Genomic DNA, 18,806 nt, shown 5'->3' with positions numbered 1-18,806 from the left:
ACTTTTTTTGGTGAGGTCTGAAAATCAATTAAAAGAGGTAAAATATCAAAAAAGTAACAAGAAAAAATAGATCATAAAAAAGGATTATAAAAAAATAATTTTATTATGAATAACGAGCTTATAAATATTATTTTTTAATATAATCCTAAGGCAAGTCAAGAAAAATAGAAATAGTTAAACAGAGCCAGCAAACTTTGTTAAAAATTAATATTTTCCAAAACTTAACCCAATATCTAGTTTATTTTAAGAAATATATAAAGATTTTCAAATCCAAAAAAACAAAGCTTATCTTATTCTAAATATTCGATAAAGGGTGGAAATACTAATTTTTCTCCAATACTATTTTTATTTTTCAAAGACTTCTGGAAAGAGCGACTTAGACTGTTGATTGTATAACTCCAAATGATGGGAAAAATAGGAGAAAAAATCATGTTAGAAGAAGAAATTGATGGAGCATCATATGTTTATGTGCCAAAGGACCTGTGGGATAGAATGTGGGAAATTTTAGATAGACTTGAAGAATTAGGGAATAGATATGACAAATATAGCGGAATTACCAACAAAGGATACAATAACACTTATCATCAACAAAAAGAACATAGATAAGGTTACCTATGTATTCAAAAACAAGTACGGCAATAAGATTGGAGAATATGAAAACAGATCTCCAGCTACATTATCTTCCAGGAGTAATGTCGCAAGACAGTTCAAACAGATTATAAATCCAAAAGGTGATATGAAACCAAACATCTTCAACAACAAGTTCACAGAACTCAAACAGCTCCTGCAGCTTCACTATGAAAATGAACTATTAATCATTGAACAGGAAATAGCTGACAAAAAGCAAGCCGAGCAGGAAAAGGATACTGTTAAATTAAAGGAAGCTATCACCAAACTGCAATCATTGGATTATCCTTTGATTTATATTGGCAGTATTGTTGAATGGTTTACTGCAGGCGAGCGAAACAACATATTGTATGCATTTACTGTTATGCAGGACAGGTTGTTTTGGGAAGTCCAGTATCCGTAATATGTCTCGGTGAAGCAAGCAGCGGAAAATCCCACATACAGGAAACTGCTCTGAAACTGATTCCAAAACAATACATTGTCAATGAAAAGAAAATCACTGAAGCAGCACTGTTCAATCGTGCAAAAAAAGATGAGTATTTCTATGACGGCAAGATTGTCAACTATGGTGACATGGGCGGAATCAATGACCATGACTTTATGGAAGAGTCCAAAAACCTCATGAAGGAACTGCAATCCGACGGATTTCTAAACAAGCCGTTGAGCATTCCGGACGGTGAAGGAGGATGGGATGTAAGGGATTTGAAACTTAAGGGCAGACCCTGCCTGACATACACTACAATACCCAACCACAATTTCGACGAGCAGGAAATGAGCAGAAGCATATTCATAACTCCAAGAATGGACAACAAGGAAATATTCAATCTCAGAAACACTGCATTGGAATTCAAGCATGGCAAAAGCTACAAGATCTTGAAACAATATGAAAGTGACGCCGAACTTGTGCCATATATGCTGCTGCACCTTAATGAAGTGTTTAAGGACATTGTAATAATAAATCCCTATGTTTACTTTGTCATTAACTTTTTGAAAAACTCAAATTTCTATAAAAGAGATTTTGATAAGTTCAACGGCATATTGAAAACAATAACAGCCCTGAATTACTATAACCATGAAATCCATGACATTGACGGTGAAAGGGTAATCCTTACCAATATTGCAGACGTGCAGCAATTCATGAGCTTATTAAAGCCATACAGGGAAAGCATATCTGCAAACCTGGCGCCTAAAGCGGTTGAAGTTTTAAATGACATCAGAAACAATATCAATGACTGGATGGAGCAGGATGATTCGGAAGTATTGAGCCTAGGAATTACAACCAACCAGTACTTCTCACTCCAAAATCTTGGATTGAGCAAAGATTCTGTGAAGAAATACATATATGAATTGGCAAACAAGGGATTTCTTCAGGTAACTGATCAATCCGGCAAATCCAATGTATATGACTTGACAAAAAGTGAAGTTTCATACATCAATGATGATTTAAAGCACATTGACGATACCGTACATCAAATCATCTGCCGTGAGGTTGGAGAATGGGTTGTAGACATTATGATGGAAGATAAATTTGTAGAAAATTTAAGCATTATGAACTTTGATGATGAAGTGAAAAAGCCACCGTGGCTTTAAAAAACCATGAAGACCTGAAAAGACTTTCTGAAAAGTCTTTTCACAAAATGGTTTAAAATCGTTTTTGAGTTAATTGAAACAATATCTATTGGTTTTGTGGTGCTTTATTATTTGAAAAAACTATCATTTTGAAGATATGTGATGAAGTTTAAATATTGTCCCACGTCTTTAGAAAAATAGTCTTTTCAAATTGAAAATATCATAATAACTATAATTTAGAACATTAAAGACTTAAAACCCCTTGTTGAAAAGACTTCGTGAAAAGTCTTCATGGTCTTTACAAATCAAATCTATTATGAAATCCATAAAACAGCAAATAATCAAAGCTAAACAGGAAAAAATAGAAAGGAAAAATGAATTGTGGTTTGTGGATTACTGCAACAACTGCAAAACAGGATTGACTTTTAAAAATGATGTTCCCTGCCACCATCCATATTACTGCTGGCATGAAGGAGAAGCAGCTATTGTTCAGGCAAGAATTGTCAGAATAGATGAGTATCGAAGACTACATGGATACGTTACAGCGCAAATGTATGAAGAGTATAAACAATTAAGAAAAAGACAACAGCAATTAATATGGCACGGCAGAAGAAAATTACTAAAAGGCTAAAATTAATTTGATCATATTTTCAATTTCAATGCCCAGATTTTCTCGAACCCGGTTCTATTTGTTCCATATCCAAAAAATTCCATCTAACAAATGCATATAAAAGCTTATCTAGACATATCAACATTGTTTTCACACGGATTTAAAGTATCAATACTGAATAATATTTTATATAAGTTATAAATAACAACTAATAATCTATTTTTATAACCCATACTGTATAATCATACATATCATATATTGAATATAATACATACTGTAATATTTATAATATAACTAATTTAATTTTTATATTCATATTCAAAGTCATATGAATCCCAAATGTGGATATAACCTTTAAATTATCTAGTTATCAATACCCATGTTGTGAAACCTGAATCATGTTTTTCATGAATTTACCACCAATACATCCCATTTGATTCAAGATTTCATCATCTTATGATACAAAAAATTGAAATTTTCAAAAAGTAGATATTAGAAATCAAGCTAAAAATCTGACTTGCCATAATTGAATTTCAACATTATCCCCTAGCTACCATTAGTTTTAATATTCTAAAAGAGCCAACTAATCTATGAATAAAACAATATAATTTGTATTTATATTTACACCAATTCATCAACTCTATTCTAATTCTTCCATTTCACTTTTAAATTCAATGACAGTGTTTTCTGACCTGCAATCTTCAATTAATCTTTTATAAGTATCATTATGATTTAATGTTTCGATGTCCCCAATAATTATCAATTTTTTCATTGCACGAGTAATAGATACATTCAATCTTCTTAAATCTTCTAAAAAGCCGAGTTTTCCCTTTTCATTACTTCGAACAGTAGAAATAATAATTATTTCTTTTTCTCCTCCTTGAAATCCGTCAACTGTTTTTACTTCAACATCCGTTTCATTACTAATAATATTAACCTGGTCAGAATATGGACTAATTACTCCAATATCTTCCTCATCAAATCCTAAATCCAAATAATCATTAACAATTTTTAAAGCCAATTTAGCTTCTAACATATTAACATAAGATTTTGAATATTTTAATCTGGTTTCTTGACGTTTTGGATGATTTGAAGTATCAATGAAAACTAACGGACTATCAATATCCAAATCTTCACGAACAATATCAATCGAACTATCTTTAACTTTTTCATAACAAATTAATTCACCATTATAAAATTCCAAGTTGGGAAACTTCATTAATTTCTCATTCATCCTATATTGAACATTCAACAGCTGTTTTTTACTAGGATATTTTTCAATAAATTTTTCAAACAAAGTTTCTTCCAATTCCTTAGCTGAATCACTTGATACAACAGGCGGAAGTTGTTTATGATCACCCGCCAATATAAATCGTTTTGCTTTTGCAATTGGAATCAAAATACTTGGAATTGTAGTTTGAGACGCTTCATCAATTATAGCAACATCAAATTCAATATTTGAAAGTTCATCACGTGCTGCTGAAGAGTTGGTTGTTAAAATAACTTGACTTTCATTAATAATATCTTCCATGATTATTTTTTCAGTATTACGAATAATTTTCTTATTTCTTCTAATTTCATTTATTAAAAAAGGTTTTCTACTTTTAGATTTAGATTTGAATTTAATTTCATCCAATTCTTTAGATAATCTGTCCACATCTTTATTTATTCTTTCAATTTTAGAATATAGCTCATGTTTTTCCAATTTACACACTATCGTTTGACTCTTTATATCTTTAGAAACTTTTTGAGGATGGCCCAGACGAGTAATATCTAAACCACTCACCTTTGCTAATCTTTCAACAATATTATCAACCGCAATATTACTTTCAGCAGCGGCAAGAACTTTATTACCCTTTTTTACTTCTTGATAAATCAATTCAATTAAGGTATCCGTTTTACCAGTTCCAAAAGGACCATGAATTAAAAAGAAGTCCTTAGTATATAATGATTGATTAATAGCTTCTTTTTGATAATCGTTTAAGCGGGCATCTCTATAATTTAAGTCAACATCTTTTTTAGAATGTCCGAATCTAATATTTTGACAAATTAATTTAATTACAAATTTTCCATGTTCATTTAAGTTCTTTAAATTCTTTTTCATCCTAGCAAATGTAACATCGTTTACAGATAAATCCATTCTGATTTCTGAATTAAAAACCGCATCAGGAATTTCTCTATCAAAAGCAACAGATATTGATTTTAATTTTTTTTCTATGACAGTGCCTGTTAATTCACTTCTTAGAGGATTATCTTTACTAATTATAACTAAATCTCCTACTTTTATTTCAGTTTTAATATTTTTTAATCTTGAAAATTTTACAATATATTTGTTTAATTCTTTTTTTATAAATTTACCACTCAAATTATTGACCGCTCTCCCTTTTCTTTCACGTTCATCAGCAGTTAAATCTCTGATTTCTTTTAACATCACTTCTCTTTCATGATCACGTTCACGATTAATCAAACTTAATAAATGTTTTATATAATCCTCAATCAATTTTATCCCTCACTGCATCATGATATAACTTAAATAAATACTAGTTTTCTTTGAATTTGAATGTTTAACTTGCTTAATTGTGGAATCAACTAGTTCAAATGTTGATTTTTCTGTAAATACATGAATTCTTCCATTGTTTTAATGAATGCTTCAGCTCATGACTATCTCATAGCACACATATCTTCGGGTAATGGTCAACTTTCTTATTCTTCTTTTGGTTTGGACAAGCAATAGATCCTAGCCGACGAAAACATGTCGAAATAATATTATTATCTAAACTGTTATTTTTCACATAACCGAGCCATATGTTACAATACTACTGAATTCTTTATCATAAATTTTATAAATTGAACTCTCAAATATTTCACAATCAAATCGACTTAAATGATAGAGTTTCACTCACATCATGTCCATATTAATATTTTCCTTAGATTTTAACCGATTATATAACTCAACTATTTTTAAACTATCCTTTGTAACATTATACTCTGAAATTGAACCATCAAGATTATTTAATAAAAAATAACCAAATAGATTATCTGAAACTAAATTTAAATTTTTAGAAACTTCAATAGAAAATACAAAACAATTAAATAAACTAATAGATACAACTAGAGATTCATCAACCCTCATTAAAAAAATACTATGAAGTGTTCCATCAAAAGGAGACTCTTCACAGTCAAAATTGAAAAAGTATTTTTCTATATCCTCCATATTGTACTTTGAAGAATTTAATAATATGTCCCTAAACTCAACTGCAAATGAATCATCCAAATAATCATCACCAATTACATATGATGCAAACTCATAAGCTATTTTAATTGCTTCGAAAAATAAATCATCTAACTTAATAATCCAATTTATTGGTAATTCTTGATGTTCTTCTAAATAATCTCCATTGTAAAATTTTTCTCTAATTTCATCCTTATCCAATTCAGTATCTGAAAAGTCACGTAAAACATCATCAATTTCATCTTCAGAATCAAATACTAAATGTTTACTTCCATTTAAATCAATTATGGCACTATTATATTTCCAACCTTGAAATTGATTATTATATGGATTATATTGTGGGATACCTTTAATTTTAGGATTTTTTCTTGTAGGTAATTTAGGCCATAATTTTGGAAGTTTACCCTTTTTATTTTTAATATCAAACTTAGACAAATACACTTTAACAAAAAAATTATCTAAAAAATTATTATCAATCGTGCTTCCGAATAAACTATTGCACTTCTCACAAACAGTATCAATCTCAAAAGAACCCCCTGCAGATTCAGGAATAACATGTTCAATATTAAACTCATCGTCTTCTTTTTCAGTATTACAAATTATGCATTTCTTCATCGTTCACCTTAAAAATCTTTCACAATCGCTTTCGTAAAGTTCATCATAATATTCCTTAAAAGAATTTTTAGGTAAATCAATACCTTCGTTAATCATTTCTTTCCATAATCCATTTGCAGTATTTTCACTGACAAGGTCCTTTTCAAATGCTTTGGATAAAATCATTGAACTTGTTATGAGTTCTATATCTAAGATTTCAATATATTCTTCCACATCACTTAAATTGTTGCTTGCTACTATTCCATTATTCAGGTGAGCCAATGCCATTGCTGCTGATTCACCCTTTCCGCAAACTTTACCAGTTTGACTCCAAAACCCACCTTCAATTAACTTATAAGTACTGTATTCTTGAGATGTGAAAGGTATTTCTCTTGTTTCTATAAATCCCTCTTTTAATTTTTTAAAATTTGTTTTTACAATGGGTGGAGTGTTATCATCCATTAGTTCAGTATACACTTGTTCTGGAATGACGATTTTAGAGAATAACTTTTCTAAAATATGTCCTGCGTCTACAAATAAAAAACATTCTAAACAGTCAGTATCATAGAAAACCGGTTTATTCAAGGTCATTCACCTCATTTGAGTTATGAATGATGTCATTTCTAAAACTCCTTAATAATATTTCCCTTCTTTTTCCACCAGTTATCTTTTCATTTTCATATGCCTTTTCGGTTAAGCGTATTAACTCGCCTATTGAGGAATATTTCTGATTTTCTGGAGATGGTTTGTAAAGGCTAGTATCGTAACCTAATCTGTCAGCTTCACGTATTATATTGACTCCATATTCATCAAATTGATTTTGACTAATCCAATTCATTTTTTTAAGACGTACAAGCATGGTAGAACGGCTGACCTGATAATGTTGTTCACATTTAATTACGTCTTCAAGTGTCCAGTCTTCAATTTGGTTTTTATTTTTAAACCAGTATAAGGCACTATCCGGCATCAATAATGTTGATGCGAAGTTATCTGCATTTATTTCAGTTTGGCTATTATTGTTAATCCCACAAACGATAAAGGCTTCAATATCCTCATAAAGCAAGTGGTATAATTCATGGGCAAGTGTGAAGTTTTGCCTTCCAATGGTATGATTGGTATTGATGAATATCACTTTGTCGTCTTTTGTTTTTGAGCAACATCCACTAATGTTGGTTTTCATTGGAAACCAAAGTACTGTTAAATTCCTTATGTTATTATAGACTAAAGAGCGTATATTTATTGAAGTAAAGCTTTCAACGCCCCATTCATGTCTTAACATTTCTGCTAATGCAACGCTATTCATGTTTACTTGTCACCATCCAGTTTTCTTAGTAATTTTAAATATCCTGTAATTTCATTCATTTTTGCAACTACGTTCAAATCCACCTTTTCGTCACTTCGAAATGCTATACTTGATTTCTCATGTGAATCTTCTTCTCCCAATAAATATTCAGGAGAACAATTGTATAATAAACATAATTTATCAAGCAAAGTCATGTTAAAGTTTCTATCGCCATTTTCTATTTTAGAAAGGTTGCTTTGAGTAATTCCCAAATAACTAGAAACTTGTTCTTGAGTATATCCATTTTCCCTCCTTAATTCGTTTAAAATTTTTCCTACAATTTCATTCATGATAATCCACCTTTAGTATTTACTATTTTGTACTAAAAAATATATAAATATTTCCATTAAAAATATGACAAAATTATAATTAATATGTAAAATTAATTTCAATAAGAACAATAATACTTAGAATTGCATAAAATAAAATAATATCATTTAATTAAAGTATAAAATTAATTAAAATAATATATATCAATAAATATTAGTTAAATAATTTTAAAATAATTTTATAAATAATATTAATAATAAAAAAAATCAAAAAATAAAATTTATAGGAATTCTTCTATTATCTAAAACGAAATGAATTTTACATGGTCCTCCGCAGAATGAAATTACATAATATGATTAAACTTTGGTAAAAACTATTGGTTGATTAATATTATAAATATTGCTTTTAATTGTTAAATTGAATTATATCTATTAATTATGCTTGATGATAATAATAAATACTTTTTTTACTATTTTCTTTAAATACTTCAAAGTGATAATCCTATGAAGTTCTAATTGGTAATTTTAATGAAGTATATGATTTAAATGTTTCGAGAGAATATTTTAAACTAGAATAAGTAAATTAAGAATAAATTAGATTAATACTTCCATATAGAAGAAATTAAATTAAATAAAATTACCTTAACTTATTAAAATACACTTATAACTTTAACTTAAAATATAATTTATCATTATAATGTTTCAATATTATTTATCAAATGCTCTCTACCAATAATTTTCTAAAATAATATAATTATAAATAACCTTAATAAAGATTATAACAAATATTTAAGCAAGGATGAAAATTTGATTGGAGGAGTTATTATTTCAAATGATTTCAGTAAAAACAAGAAAGAATTTGATTCAATCTATAGAAATGCTAAAACAATCGTTTCAATTATCCCATTTCACTTAACACGTGACAAAGAAGTCGGATTATTAAAAAATGACGGTTCGCACAATGAAGAATATTATAGACAACAACTCATTTATTCATTAGTCAATAGTGGAATGTATTCTAAAGATTATATGGGATGCGAAATTGAATTTCCTAAAGGAAATAAAAATTCAGCCAATGTTAAAATAGATATTGCTATTTTTGATGATAAACAGTGGGTTTATCATTATGAACAATGGCATAAGATAAATAATCCTGATTCTTTAAATTGGCTTACACACCATTTAATATTCGTCATAGAAGTAAAAAAAGAAAATTCAAAAAATATTCTAGATGTTTTTAACAACCAATTAAAACCATATATGAAAATATCAGATGATAAAAATATTAAAGGTGCAATATATGATACTGGAAAATTATTTTTATTTAAAAATCAAGACGAAGAAATTATTCGTTATGATGACATTTTAAATAATGTTGATGCAAACAACCTTTCCGAAAGACTATCATTAGATAAATTTGACCCATATATAAAATTTCCAGATTTTAAACAAATAAAACAAAAATATTCACAAGATATAGAAAACCGTACAGTAAATGATTTAGATATAATTTCTGGAAATAATCAACAATTATTAGGAGATAATATTTCAAGTATTGTAAAAATAATGGATCAATATTCTTTAAATAATCAAAGAGGATATGAAATTTTAATACAAATGATTGCGTTGAAAATTTATGATGAAAGATATAGTGAAAAATACAATACCTCCTTAAAATTTCATGAAACTAACTCTGAGAGAAAAATTCTCCAATTCTATATAACTGAGTATGAAAGAAGTACAATGGATTTAGATGATGATAATATTCAATCATTTATAACTAGAATGAAAAAATTATATAAAGATGCCTCCTCTGAGTATCAACATGTTCTTAAACCTCAAAGTGATGAAACAATTGTTTGGAACAAACAAGAACATGTTGCAGTTATTGGAGAAATTGTATACCAATTACAAGATTATTCGTTTATTAAATCAGATAATAATGACTTATATCAGCTTGTTTTTTACAAATTTGCCAATGAATTTTCCAAAAAAGAAAATGCCCAATTTGTAACACCACTTGACATAATAAAATTTTTAACTGAAATCATTAATCCAAAAACCCATGAATCAATTATTGATCCAACTGCTGGAATTTCAGATTTTTTAGCTATATCTTATAAATATTCTAATAAAGAGTTAAATGATAATAATTTATATGGTGTAGACAATGATGAATCAATGGTGATGCTTTCTCAATTAAACATGTTATTAAATGGAGATGGAAATGCAAATCTTGAAAAAGGATCTTCAGTGACTGAAAAATTCAGTAATATGAACAAATTAGTTAAATTAAACCCTAAGCTCCATAAAAATGGTAATTGGGATGAGTGGAATACACAAACATCATTAAAAAAATTTGACATTGTATTAACAAATCCCCCATTTGGACAAAAAAGAAGTTACACTGAAAAAGACATAGGAAAAGATAATTTAGAATTATATGAACTATGGAATATAATGAAAAAACCTAAAAGTGGAACTGCAAAAATTGATCCTGGTTTAATTTTTTTAGAAAATGCATATCGCATTCTTGACGAAAATGGTAGAATGGGAATTGTTCTTTCAAACTCCATTGTTGGAGTTGATAACTATAAATTTGCAAGAGAATGGTTAATAGATCATATGCGAATAGTTGCGTTATTTGACCTACCTGAAGGAGTATTTGCAGATACAAATGTTAATACTTCCCTAGTAATTGCTTATAAGCCACCAATAAAAGAATTAGAAAAATTAAAAGAAAATAATTATCAAATTTTTACTAAAAAAATTAATAAAGTAGGATATGATATTAAAATTAAAGACCGTGTTGCTCATTTTAATTACAATTATAAAAGAGACGAAAATCATGAATATATAGTTGATGAATTCACAGGCGAACTAGTTAAAGATGAAGAATTCACAAGTACAATTAAAGAGTTTCGTAGATGGATTAATAGCCAAGAAGAAGAGTTGAAAAAAGTATTTGGTGGTTAAATGTCAAATATTATTCATTTTAATGATATTTCAAAAAATAATTATTCATTGTCTGCTAAATTATATGAAAATCGTGAAGTGAAATATGAAAATTCAGCAAAACTATCAGAGTTCCTAATATGCCCAATACAAAAAGGTAGTGAAGTAGGCAGTGCTGCGTATATCCATGATAAAAAATTTCAATTCATACGAACTGCAAATATTCACAAGAATAACCTTCTATTTGATGAAAAATCTGCTGTAGGAATACCTGAAAAATTTTTTGAAAATCATGATTTAAAAATGAATCAAATTTTAATAGTAAAGGATGGATCTTTAGGTAATGTAGCATTTTTAGATAAAGATTACCCAAGATTTATGTTATCTTCAGGCATTAATGCTCTCTCCTGCAAACATCCCCTTTATGTATTTTCTATTTTACAACATGATTTATTTAAAAAAAATTTTGAATATAATGTGGCAAGTGGATCTACAATTTCTCATGCTAAAGACATCTATTTAAATTTTGACATTCCTTTGCCTAAAAATAACGACGAAAATATTATAAAATTTATAGAAAATATTATGAAATCCATAATTTTAAAAGAAAGATTAATTAAAGAGAAAATTAATTCACTAAATGATTTTATTTCATCTTTACTAAATTTTAACAACTTTGATAATATAAAAAATATTTATCCAACATATTCAGATTTAGTATCTATTAAACGATTAGACTCTGGTTACTACTCTAAAAAATCCATATATATTCGAAACTTAATTGAATCCTATGAAAATGGATATTTTTTATTAAACCCTCAAGATTTAAAAGGTGGAAATACACCAAAAATTAGATCAGAACCTTCACAAGATAATTTAGAATATAAATGGATAATCCCATCTTATATAAGTGAATTCGGATTAAATATAGAACCTTGCTCTATTAATTTTAAAGGTAAGAATAATCTCAATAAAAATGCTTGTTTAATTATCAATAGAACTTCTAAAAAACTAGATGGCCAAAGTGGCAAATATGTAGGCATATCTTCATTTTATGATTATTCTCTTTTTGGGAAAGGCCATCATAATCAAGGATTTTATCGTATAGAAAATTATGATGATATTGATTTAATTACATTTATTGTACTTTTGAATCATCCAATATATCGTGAATATTTCGGTGAAATAAGTATTGGTTCAAAAATGAAAGAAATAAAGAAATATAATCTTATTGAAATCCCATTTCCAAAATTTAATATTGAAATTAAGCAAAAAATTAAGAACATGTATTACAATAAACAGGGATGGGATTTTTTAAACTCAAAAACTGATTCCTTTGAAGAATACGATAAAATTTGGAGTGAAAAAGCTGGAATATTTGATTTATATATCATGTTAAATAAACAAAAAAATGTTTTAGATAACTGTGTAGAACAATTATATGAAAACAAAAATATTGAAATCAACTATATGTTCTAAAAATACCTCCTTTAACAAATTTAATATATTTTTATATAACACACTTCATTTTCTAAATCATGAGTTTTGTATATTCATTCAATGTGATTATCATTGAATATAAAATGATATCCACTGTTTTCGCCTACTGAAAATGTTTTATGTTTTATTTTACAATGATTAACTTTTATAATTTCACGATATGATTTCATCTAGAAAAAATCCATTATCAAAAAAAGATTGATTTTCAGAATTTAATCCACAATTAACATCCAAAATTATCTCAAAATTTTCTCCCCGTTTAATGTCACAAGATTTAATTGAATATAATGGAACTTCATTTATAATTTTATAAGTTATAAGATCAATATCGTTTTGAAGGAATTCCCATTCTAATTTTGATGAATATTTCAAATTAAACACCTTCCTTATAATTTAATTCATATACCCATTCCAATCAAACATTTATCTCAAACATCCTATTGGAATAACTTTCACTCCATCAGCTCTAGTGTAGGCCATTTCACCACCAGTTATCACTGCTAGAAAACTTGGCTCCTCCAAATCAATCTTTTTGTTTTCCACACTTTTTCTGATCAATTTTTTTAGCTTAAGCAAATTTTCTGCTCCCTTATCTATTTCACGATTGCCTAATTTAAATTCTATCAATGCATACCTGCCATCATTTAGATATATGACACAATCCGCTTCAAGACCACTGTCGTCATTGTAATATAACACTTCACCATTGACTGAACTTGAATAAACTAGCAAGTCTCGTATGCACATGTTTTCAAATATGAATCCAAATGTTTCGAAGTCTTTAAGCAATTTTTCAGGTGTTAGGTTAAGGCTTGCTACGGCTATTGATGGATCAATGAATTCTTTTTTGTAAGATTTTCTGATGGTATTTGCTGAGCGGATATTTGGTGACCATGCAGGAATGTTTTGGATGACATATAACCTTTCAAGAGCATCAATATACGAATTGAATGTAGGTAATGAAATATCTTCATATTCTGTTTTTATATCTTTCATTAGTGTTTTTTTAGTTGCTAGTGTGGATATGTTTCTAGCGTAGGATTTCAGAATAGCTTTTACTCTTTGTGGACTGCGTTTAACTCCATCCACTTCTGAAACGTCACTATTACATATTATATCTATGTAATTTGATACGATTGCCAATTGCTGTTTTTTGGTTTTTTTGTTTAGTGATTCTGGCCAGCCCCCTCTGCAGGCAGCAAAAATTAAATCAGGTATTGTTAAGTTTGAAGTTACTCCATCAATGTTTAAATCCTCATTATCAAATAAATCCATTAAAGATATTTCACCTGTGGATTCTCCACTTTCATATAGGCTCATTGGACGCATTACAATTCTTTTTATTCTGCCGGCTCCAGAGTGTGCGATTTTGCTTTCATCAACTATTGTTGATCCGGTTAAAATATACAGTCCATCTTCATCTGATTCATCTACCAAATATCTAACAGTACCCCATAGCTCCGGTGCCATCTGCCACTCGTCAATCAGCATTGGTTTTTCACCTTTTAGGAGTTCTATTGGATTGGTGTCTGCAAGTTTTAAGTAAGATTTTCCATGAACAGGATGTTGTAATTCTTTTAGGCTTTTACATTGTTGTTTGGCTGTTGTGGTCTTACCGCACCACTTTGGACCAGTTATTAGTACAGCACCCATATATTCCAGAGATTCTTTCAGCTCCTGGTCTGTATATCTTGGTAAATATTTTTTCATCTTAATCACTTTTTTATATTTTTCACCAGTTTTATTTTATACTTTTCATTGAATTTATTTTATATTTTTCATCTTATAAATTTTATGTTTTTCACCAAGTTTGTTTTATACTTTTCATCATAAATGGCTCATTGTAAAATAATGGATTTATAAGATTATGTTGATAGCATTCAACACATGCCAAATGCTATCACCATTACTTATTTATATCAATAACATTACCCTTCACCAATCATGTTTATGATGCCTAAAAGTTCTTTTTTCAAACCTCTCATCTCCTCCATTTCATTTCTCATGCTACCTACTTCTAATCTTAATGATTCATTTTCCTTTTCCATTTGAATGAACTGAGGTGATTTGATGGATAGCTTTTCAACATCAGTATTGATTGTTACTGCCGGCAGATGCTTGATATATTCATATTTCAAATCGTCAGGGTTTGTCATGAAATATGCAGCATCTGTTTTGTTTTTGGCCTTTCCCTGCAAATCATTGACCTTGTCCAAGCTCATTCCACTATTATACAATGCTGATGCATGGAACTTGCGAAGCATGTGGCTTCTGAATCTGCGATACTTTCCAACCCTTCCAAGACCTAAAGTGTCATTGATCATTTCAAATGATTGCACCATGTAAGTCCTACTGATCCTAAACAGTGGACTTTCATTAGTCAACGGTTTATCACGCAACAACAGATATGCATTAATAGCCTTTACAGCTTCAGGACTGCAGTATGTGAGGTAATACTTGTTTGTCTTTTTCCTCAAAATGCTAAAGGTCGGAACCACATCATCAACACCGTTGAGATAATCGATTACATTAAAGATATCCATATCCCTTTTTGGCAGATATTCAGATAATGCATCAATGTAATCTCCAATTGTCAGGCTCAATGTTTCGGTTCTGGCACAACCACTGGAACAGGAAAACAATATTATAGCTTTCATTAGAGGAGATGCAATTTGAAATGCTTCCCTAATTACTTCCTTATCCGGCAAGTCCTTGAAATATATCGGAGCAGGATTTTGAATGCTCTTTTCATTGATTTTAGGCAGTGACAGTATCTCTATGTCATAGAATTTGTAAAAATACTTGATGCAGTTCATCTCTTTTCTCACAGTTCCTGGAGCATAATGCTGATACATGTAATGTCTGTATTCGACCAATTTCGCTTTCAAACGACTATGTTTCCATTTTACTCCATTATTTTCATCTTCTTCAGCTTCATAAAGAAGCTCTTTTAAGTTCATACCAAAATACTCGCAGTACTTTCTCAGCGAAAGTTCATAGCTGAAAAATGTACCCTGCGCATGGTTGCAGCTTATTGAAAAATTTTTTAATAGCTCGTCATTCATCATACTTAACACCTCTATTTTTCATAGGTATAATATCTTGAGAGAGAGCGGTTGAATACTAATAAGTATCAGAACTTTTGAAACTGTTCGTATAAAACAAAATTATATATAATAATATAACACAAATAATTATTAATTCGTAAAGAATTAACTTAAAAAAGGAGATTTTAAAATGAAAGCTAACGCACAAAAAATAGCTGATGGAGTATACTGGGTTGGTGTACTCGATTGGGATTTAAGATCCTACCACGGATATACCTTAGATGGAACCACATACAATGCATACATTGTATTTGGAGAAGATGAAGTAGCAATTATCGATAATGCTTATCCAGGAAAAACAAAAGAAATGATGGCACGTATCGACGATGCATTCGCACAAGAAGGAAGAGATGTAAAAGTTGACTACATCATCCAAAACCACGTTGAAAAAGACCATTCCGGTGTTTTAGTGGACTTACACAAAAGATTCCCAGAAGCACCAATTTACTGTACCAAAATTGCTGTAAACGGTCTTTTAAAACACTACCCTTCCCTTGAAGGTGCAGAATTCATTACTGTTGGAACTGGTGACAGTTTAGATGTTGGCGGAAGAACCTTAGCATTCTTGGATGCATTCCTATTACACTGGCCAGACAGCATGTTTACATTGCTTGCTGATGAAACCGGTATCTTATTCCCTAACGACGCATTCGGTCAGCACTTATGTTTCACCAAAAGATTCTCTGATGAAATCCCTGAACACGTATTGATGGATGCTACCCAAAAATTCTACGCAAACTTAATTACACCACTTTCAAAATTAGTGCTTAAAAAATTAAATGAAGTTGTGGAATTAGGCTTACTAGACTCCATTAAAATGATTGCACCATCACACGGTCAAATCTGGACCGACCCTATGCAAGTAATTGGTGCATACCAAAACTGGGCAACAGGAGTATGTGAAGATAAAATTACCATTATCTACGATACCATGCACTACTCTACCCAACAAATGGCTCATGAAATTGCTGAAGGTGCAATATCTGAAGGATACGATGTTGAAATCTTCTTCCTGCACGAAGATGAAAGATCTGAAATCGTCAAAAGTATTCTAACCAGTAAAGGAATTGCTGTTGGAGACCCTACAATCAACGATGTGCCATACCCAAGTATTGGAGACATAATGTACTATCTAAAAGGTCTTTTATTCAACAGAACAGGCATTGTAAGAAAAGCTGTTACCTTTGGTTCAATGGGCGGAAAAGGTGGAACACCTGCAATGCTTGCTGAAGAATTAAACAACTGCGGATTTGATGTAATCGACACTCAGGAAATCACATTTGTTCCAAATGCGGATGAAGAAGAAGCAAGCTATGAGTTAGGTAAAAAATTAGCTCAAGCATGTAAAGAATTATAAATTAAAAAAATCAATATCAATAATAAAGGAATGATTATTATGGTAAAATACGAACATAAAATCGGAATTACTAAAGACACTCCTGTAGAAAACTATGTTGCAGGAAACTTTGAAGGCGAAACTAACGAAGTAGGTATTTACTTAGCTATGTCCAGACAAGCTTCTAGAGAAGGTTATGGGGAATTAGCTGAAGTATTCAAAAGATTAGCATGGGAAGAAGCTGAACATGCTGCAAGATTCTGTGAAATGAACGGAATCATTAAAGATGACCTCAAAGCTAACATCGAATGGATGATGGGCGGAGAAAAAATGGCTAACGCTGAAAAAAGAGAAGCTGCTGATAAAGCTGAAGAAGCCGGAATTGAAACCGCAGCTGATTTCTTCCGTGAAAGCTCCAAAGACGAAGGTCGTCACTACAAAATCTTAGAAGGAATTTTAGAAAGATACTTCTAAACGCCTTAAAACCTGAAAGAATTTATATTCTTTCATATTATTCTTTTTTTTACTATAAAAAACCAGCAACCAGACTGAATACTACTACTATAGCCATTACAACAGATAATGCGTTTGCTATAGACTTTGCTTTTTCATCAGACAATTTATATCTGAGCAATATTTCAAGCATGTGTCCTCCATCCAACGGTTTAAGCGGAAGCAGATTAAACAGGCCGATTCCAAGGTTCAGCATGAATACCCATTCAAATAGCTCAGCAAGCTCAAATAAAATCCAAGGCAGCGGACCTAAGCTATCGTTTATTAACACGAAATGTTTATTTGCCTGAATTCCAAAGAACCCTATGGATTCATTGGTTGGATTTTTACCCAGTGTAATCGTATATGTGCCCTGATCTGTTTTGACCGTCACATTATCGCCCGGAGTGAAAGAACTGACAATAGCAGTATAATCTGTAGAATTAGTTATTTTATGATTATCAATCTCTTCTAAAATCATTCCTTCCTTTAAAATACCTTCACTTGGAGAATCGCCTACAATCCTATCTATTTCAATACCCTCTTCAGCAAAGTAATTTGGAATTCCCGCTGATACTAATGATACCAATAAAAGTGCAATAATAGCTAAGGAAATATTTGCAACAGACCCTGCAGCGTAAACTCTAAGCTGTGATGATTTTTTAGCTTTTTTTAATTCGTCCTCATCAGGCTCGACAAAAGCTCCAGGAAGAATTGCAAACAGTAATAATCCTATTGATTTGATTGGAATTTTTTCGCCAATAGCCTGAATGCCATGTGAAAACTCGTGAACTATCAAAACACTTGCCAGTGCCAAAAGACCATATGCAAATGGAATGTATATTGATGAACCGGGCATTTCCACGCCAGGAATGACAATAGATACTGCAGGTGTTTCAAAAACAGACGGTATTGAACTTATTAATGTCCATGTAATAAATATCATTGCTCCAAATGATACAACAATACCAACATTCATGAACCATCTCCAGAATGTCGGTGAAAAATTAGAAATTCTAGATATCAGCCCACGCAGTCTTTTGGTTTTCCACATTATGACTGGAAAGTTAGTTTCAACACCAAATTTTTCCAATCTCCCGCGTAATGTTAAAGCCAATATCCAGATGATAACAAAGGCTATCAAATAATAATAAATACCGTTCATTAAAATGC

Annotated in this window: 17 protein-coding genes; 8 read left to right on the top strand and 9 right to left on the bottom strand. The window is 30.2% G+C overall.

Annotation, left to right across the window (positions count from 1 at the left end):
- Positions 1-429 precede the first annotated feature (429 nt).
- From IJL02_RS10940 to IJL02_RS10925, 4 genes are all read left to right on the top strand, one after another.
- On the top strand, positions 430-606 hold the full coding sequence (locus tag IJL02_RS10940; protein WP_292816338.1) for a hypothetical protein: 177 nt from the start codon (positions 430-432) through the stop codon (positions 604-606).
- Positions 536-1,030: a hypothetical protein gene (locus IJL02_RS10935; RefSeq protein ID WP_292816336.1), complete on the top strand. Its 495-nt coding sequence runs from the start codon at positions 536-538 to the stop codon at positions 1,028-1,030. The genes IJL02_RS10940 and IJL02_RS10935 overlap by 71 nt, the downstream gene beginning before the upstream one ends.
- Positions 1,009-2,217: a hypothetical protein gene (locus tag IJL02_RS10930; RefSeq protein WP_292816334.1), complete on the top strand. Its 1,209-nt coding sequence runs from the start codon at positions 1,009-1,011 to the stop codon at positions 2,215-2,217. The genes IJL02_RS10935 and IJL02_RS10930 overlap by 22 nt, the downstream gene beginning before the upstream one ends.
- A gap of 244 nt (positions 2,218-2,461) precedes the next feature.
- Positions 2,462-2,827, top strand: a complete 366-nt coding sequence (locus IJL02_RS10925; RefSeq protein ID WP_292816332.1) for a hypothetical protein — start codon at positions 2,462-2,464, stop codon at positions 2,825-2,827.
- Between the two features lie 619 nt (positions 2,828-3,446).
- On the opposite strand, the gene IJL02_RS10920 is transcribed toward IJL02_RS10925, so the two are convergent.
- The 5 genes from IJL02_RS10920 to IJL02_RS10900 all read right to left on the bottom strand — a co-directional run bounded on the left by IJL02_RS10920 (position 3,447) and on the right by IJL02_RS10900 (position 8,264).
- Positions 3,447-5,306, bottom strand: coding sequence for an IGHMBP2 family helicase (locus IJL02_RS10920; protein ID WP_292816330.1), 1,860 nt, complete (start codon positions 5,304-5,306; stop codon positions 3,447-3,449).
- Positions 5,307-5,705: 399 nt separating this feature from the next.
- Complete coding sequence (locus IJL02_RS10915) at positions 5,706-6,653, bottom strand: HNH endonuclease (RefSeq protein WP_292816328.1); 948 nt, start codon at positions 6,651-6,653, stop codon at positions 5,706-5,708.
- Between the two features lie 3 nt (positions 6,654-6,656).
- Positions 6,657-7,217: a hypothetical protein gene (locus tag IJL02_RS10910; RefSeq protein WP_342765188.1), complete on the bottom strand. Its 561-nt coding sequence runs from the start codon at positions 7,215-7,217 to the stop codon at positions 6,657-6,659.
- A complete protein-coding gene (locus IJL02_RS10905) occupies positions 7,210-7,935 on the bottom strand; it encodes an ImmA/IrrE family metallo-endopeptidase (protein ID WP_292816324.1) in 726 nt (241 codons plus the stop codon). The genes IJL02_RS10910 and IJL02_RS10905 overlap by 8 nt, the downstream gene beginning before the upstream one ends.
- 2 nt (positions 7,936-7,937) lie before the next feature.
- On the bottom strand, positions 7,938-8,264 hold the full coding sequence (locus IJL02_RS10900; RefSeq protein ID WP_292816321.1) for a helix-turn-helix domain-containing protein: 327 nt from the start codon (positions 8,262-8,264) through the stop codon (positions 7,938-7,940).
- A gap of 786 nt (positions 8,265-9,050) precedes the next feature.
- Here IJL02_RS10900 and IJL02_RS10895 point away from each other — a divergent pair.
- Together IJL02_RS10895 and IJL02_RS10890 are read left to right on the top strand one after the other, a co-directional pair.
- Positions 9,051-11,219, top strand: a complete 2,169-nt coding sequence (locus tag IJL02_RS10895; protein WP_292816319.1) for a class I SAM-dependent DNA methyltransferase — start codon at positions 9,051-9,053, stop codon at positions 11,217-11,219.
- Complete coding sequence (locus IJL02_RS10890; RefSeq protein ID WP_292816317.1) at positions 11,220-12,677, top strand: hypothetical protein; 1,458 nt, start codon at positions 11,220-11,222, stop codon at positions 12,675-12,677.
- Positions 12,678-12,851: 174 nt separating this feature from the next.
- Here the strand turns inward: IJL02_RS10890 and IJL02_RS10885 are convergent, their stop codons facing one another.
- From IJL02_RS10885 to IJL02_RS10875, 3 genes are all read right to left on the bottom strand, one after another.
- Complete coding sequence (locus IJL02_RS10885; protein ID WP_292816315.1) at positions 12,852-13,070, bottom strand: hypothetical protein; 219 nt, start codon at positions 13,068-13,070, stop codon at positions 12,852-12,854.
- Between the two features lie 51 nt (positions 13,071-13,121).
- The gene (locus IJL02_RS10880; protein WP_292816313.1) at positions 13,122-14,408 is read right to left on the bottom strand and encodes an ATP-binding protein; all 1,287 of its coding nucleotides are present in this window, start codon (positions 14,406-14,408) and stop codon (positions 13,122-13,124) included.
- A gap of 218 nt (positions 14,409-14,626) precedes the next feature.
- On the bottom strand, positions 14,627-15,658 hold the full coding sequence (locus tag IJL02_RS10875) for a tyrosine-type recombinase/integrase (RefSeq protein WP_394357497.1): 1,032 nt from the start codon (positions 15,656-15,658) through the stop codon (positions 14,627-14,629).
- A gap of 277 nt (positions 15,659-15,935) precedes the next feature.
- Between IJL02_RS10875 and IJL02_RS10870 the strand changes: the two genes are divergently transcribed.
- Both IJL02_RS10870 and IJL02_RS10865 read left to right on the top strand, forming a co-directional pair.
- On the top strand, positions 15,936-17,162 hold the full coding sequence (locus tag IJL02_RS10870; RefSeq protein WP_292816308.1) for an FprA family A-type flavoprotein: 1,227 nt from the start codon (positions 15,936-15,938) through the stop codon (positions 17,160-17,162).
- Between the two features lie 39 nt (positions 17,163-17,201).
- Positions 17,202-17,615: a ferritin family protein gene (locus IJL02_RS10865; RefSeq protein ID WP_292816481.1), complete on the top strand. Its 414-nt coding sequence runs from the start codon at positions 17,202-17,204 to the stop codon at positions 17,613-17,615.
- A 52-nt stretch (positions 17,616-17,667) separates the two neighbouring features.
- Here the strand turns inward: IJL02_RS10865 and IJL02_RS10860 are convergent, their stop codons facing one another.
- Positions 17,668-18,798 carry a site-2 protease family protein gene (locus IJL02_RS10860; RefSeq protein ID WP_292816306.1) on the bottom strand — a complete coding sequence of 377 codons (1,131 nt, stop codon included), beginning with the start codon at positions 18,796-18,798 and terminating at the stop codon, positions 17,668-17,670.
- Positions 18,799-18,806 lie beyond the last annotated feature (8 nt).

This window comes from Methanobrevibacter sp. (genome assembly GCF_017427765.1).
Lineage (GTDB): Archaea > Methanobacteriota > Methanobacteria > Methanobacteriales > Methanobacteriaceae > Methanocatella.
This window is presented reverse-complemented; position numbering and strand designations above follow the sequence as displayed.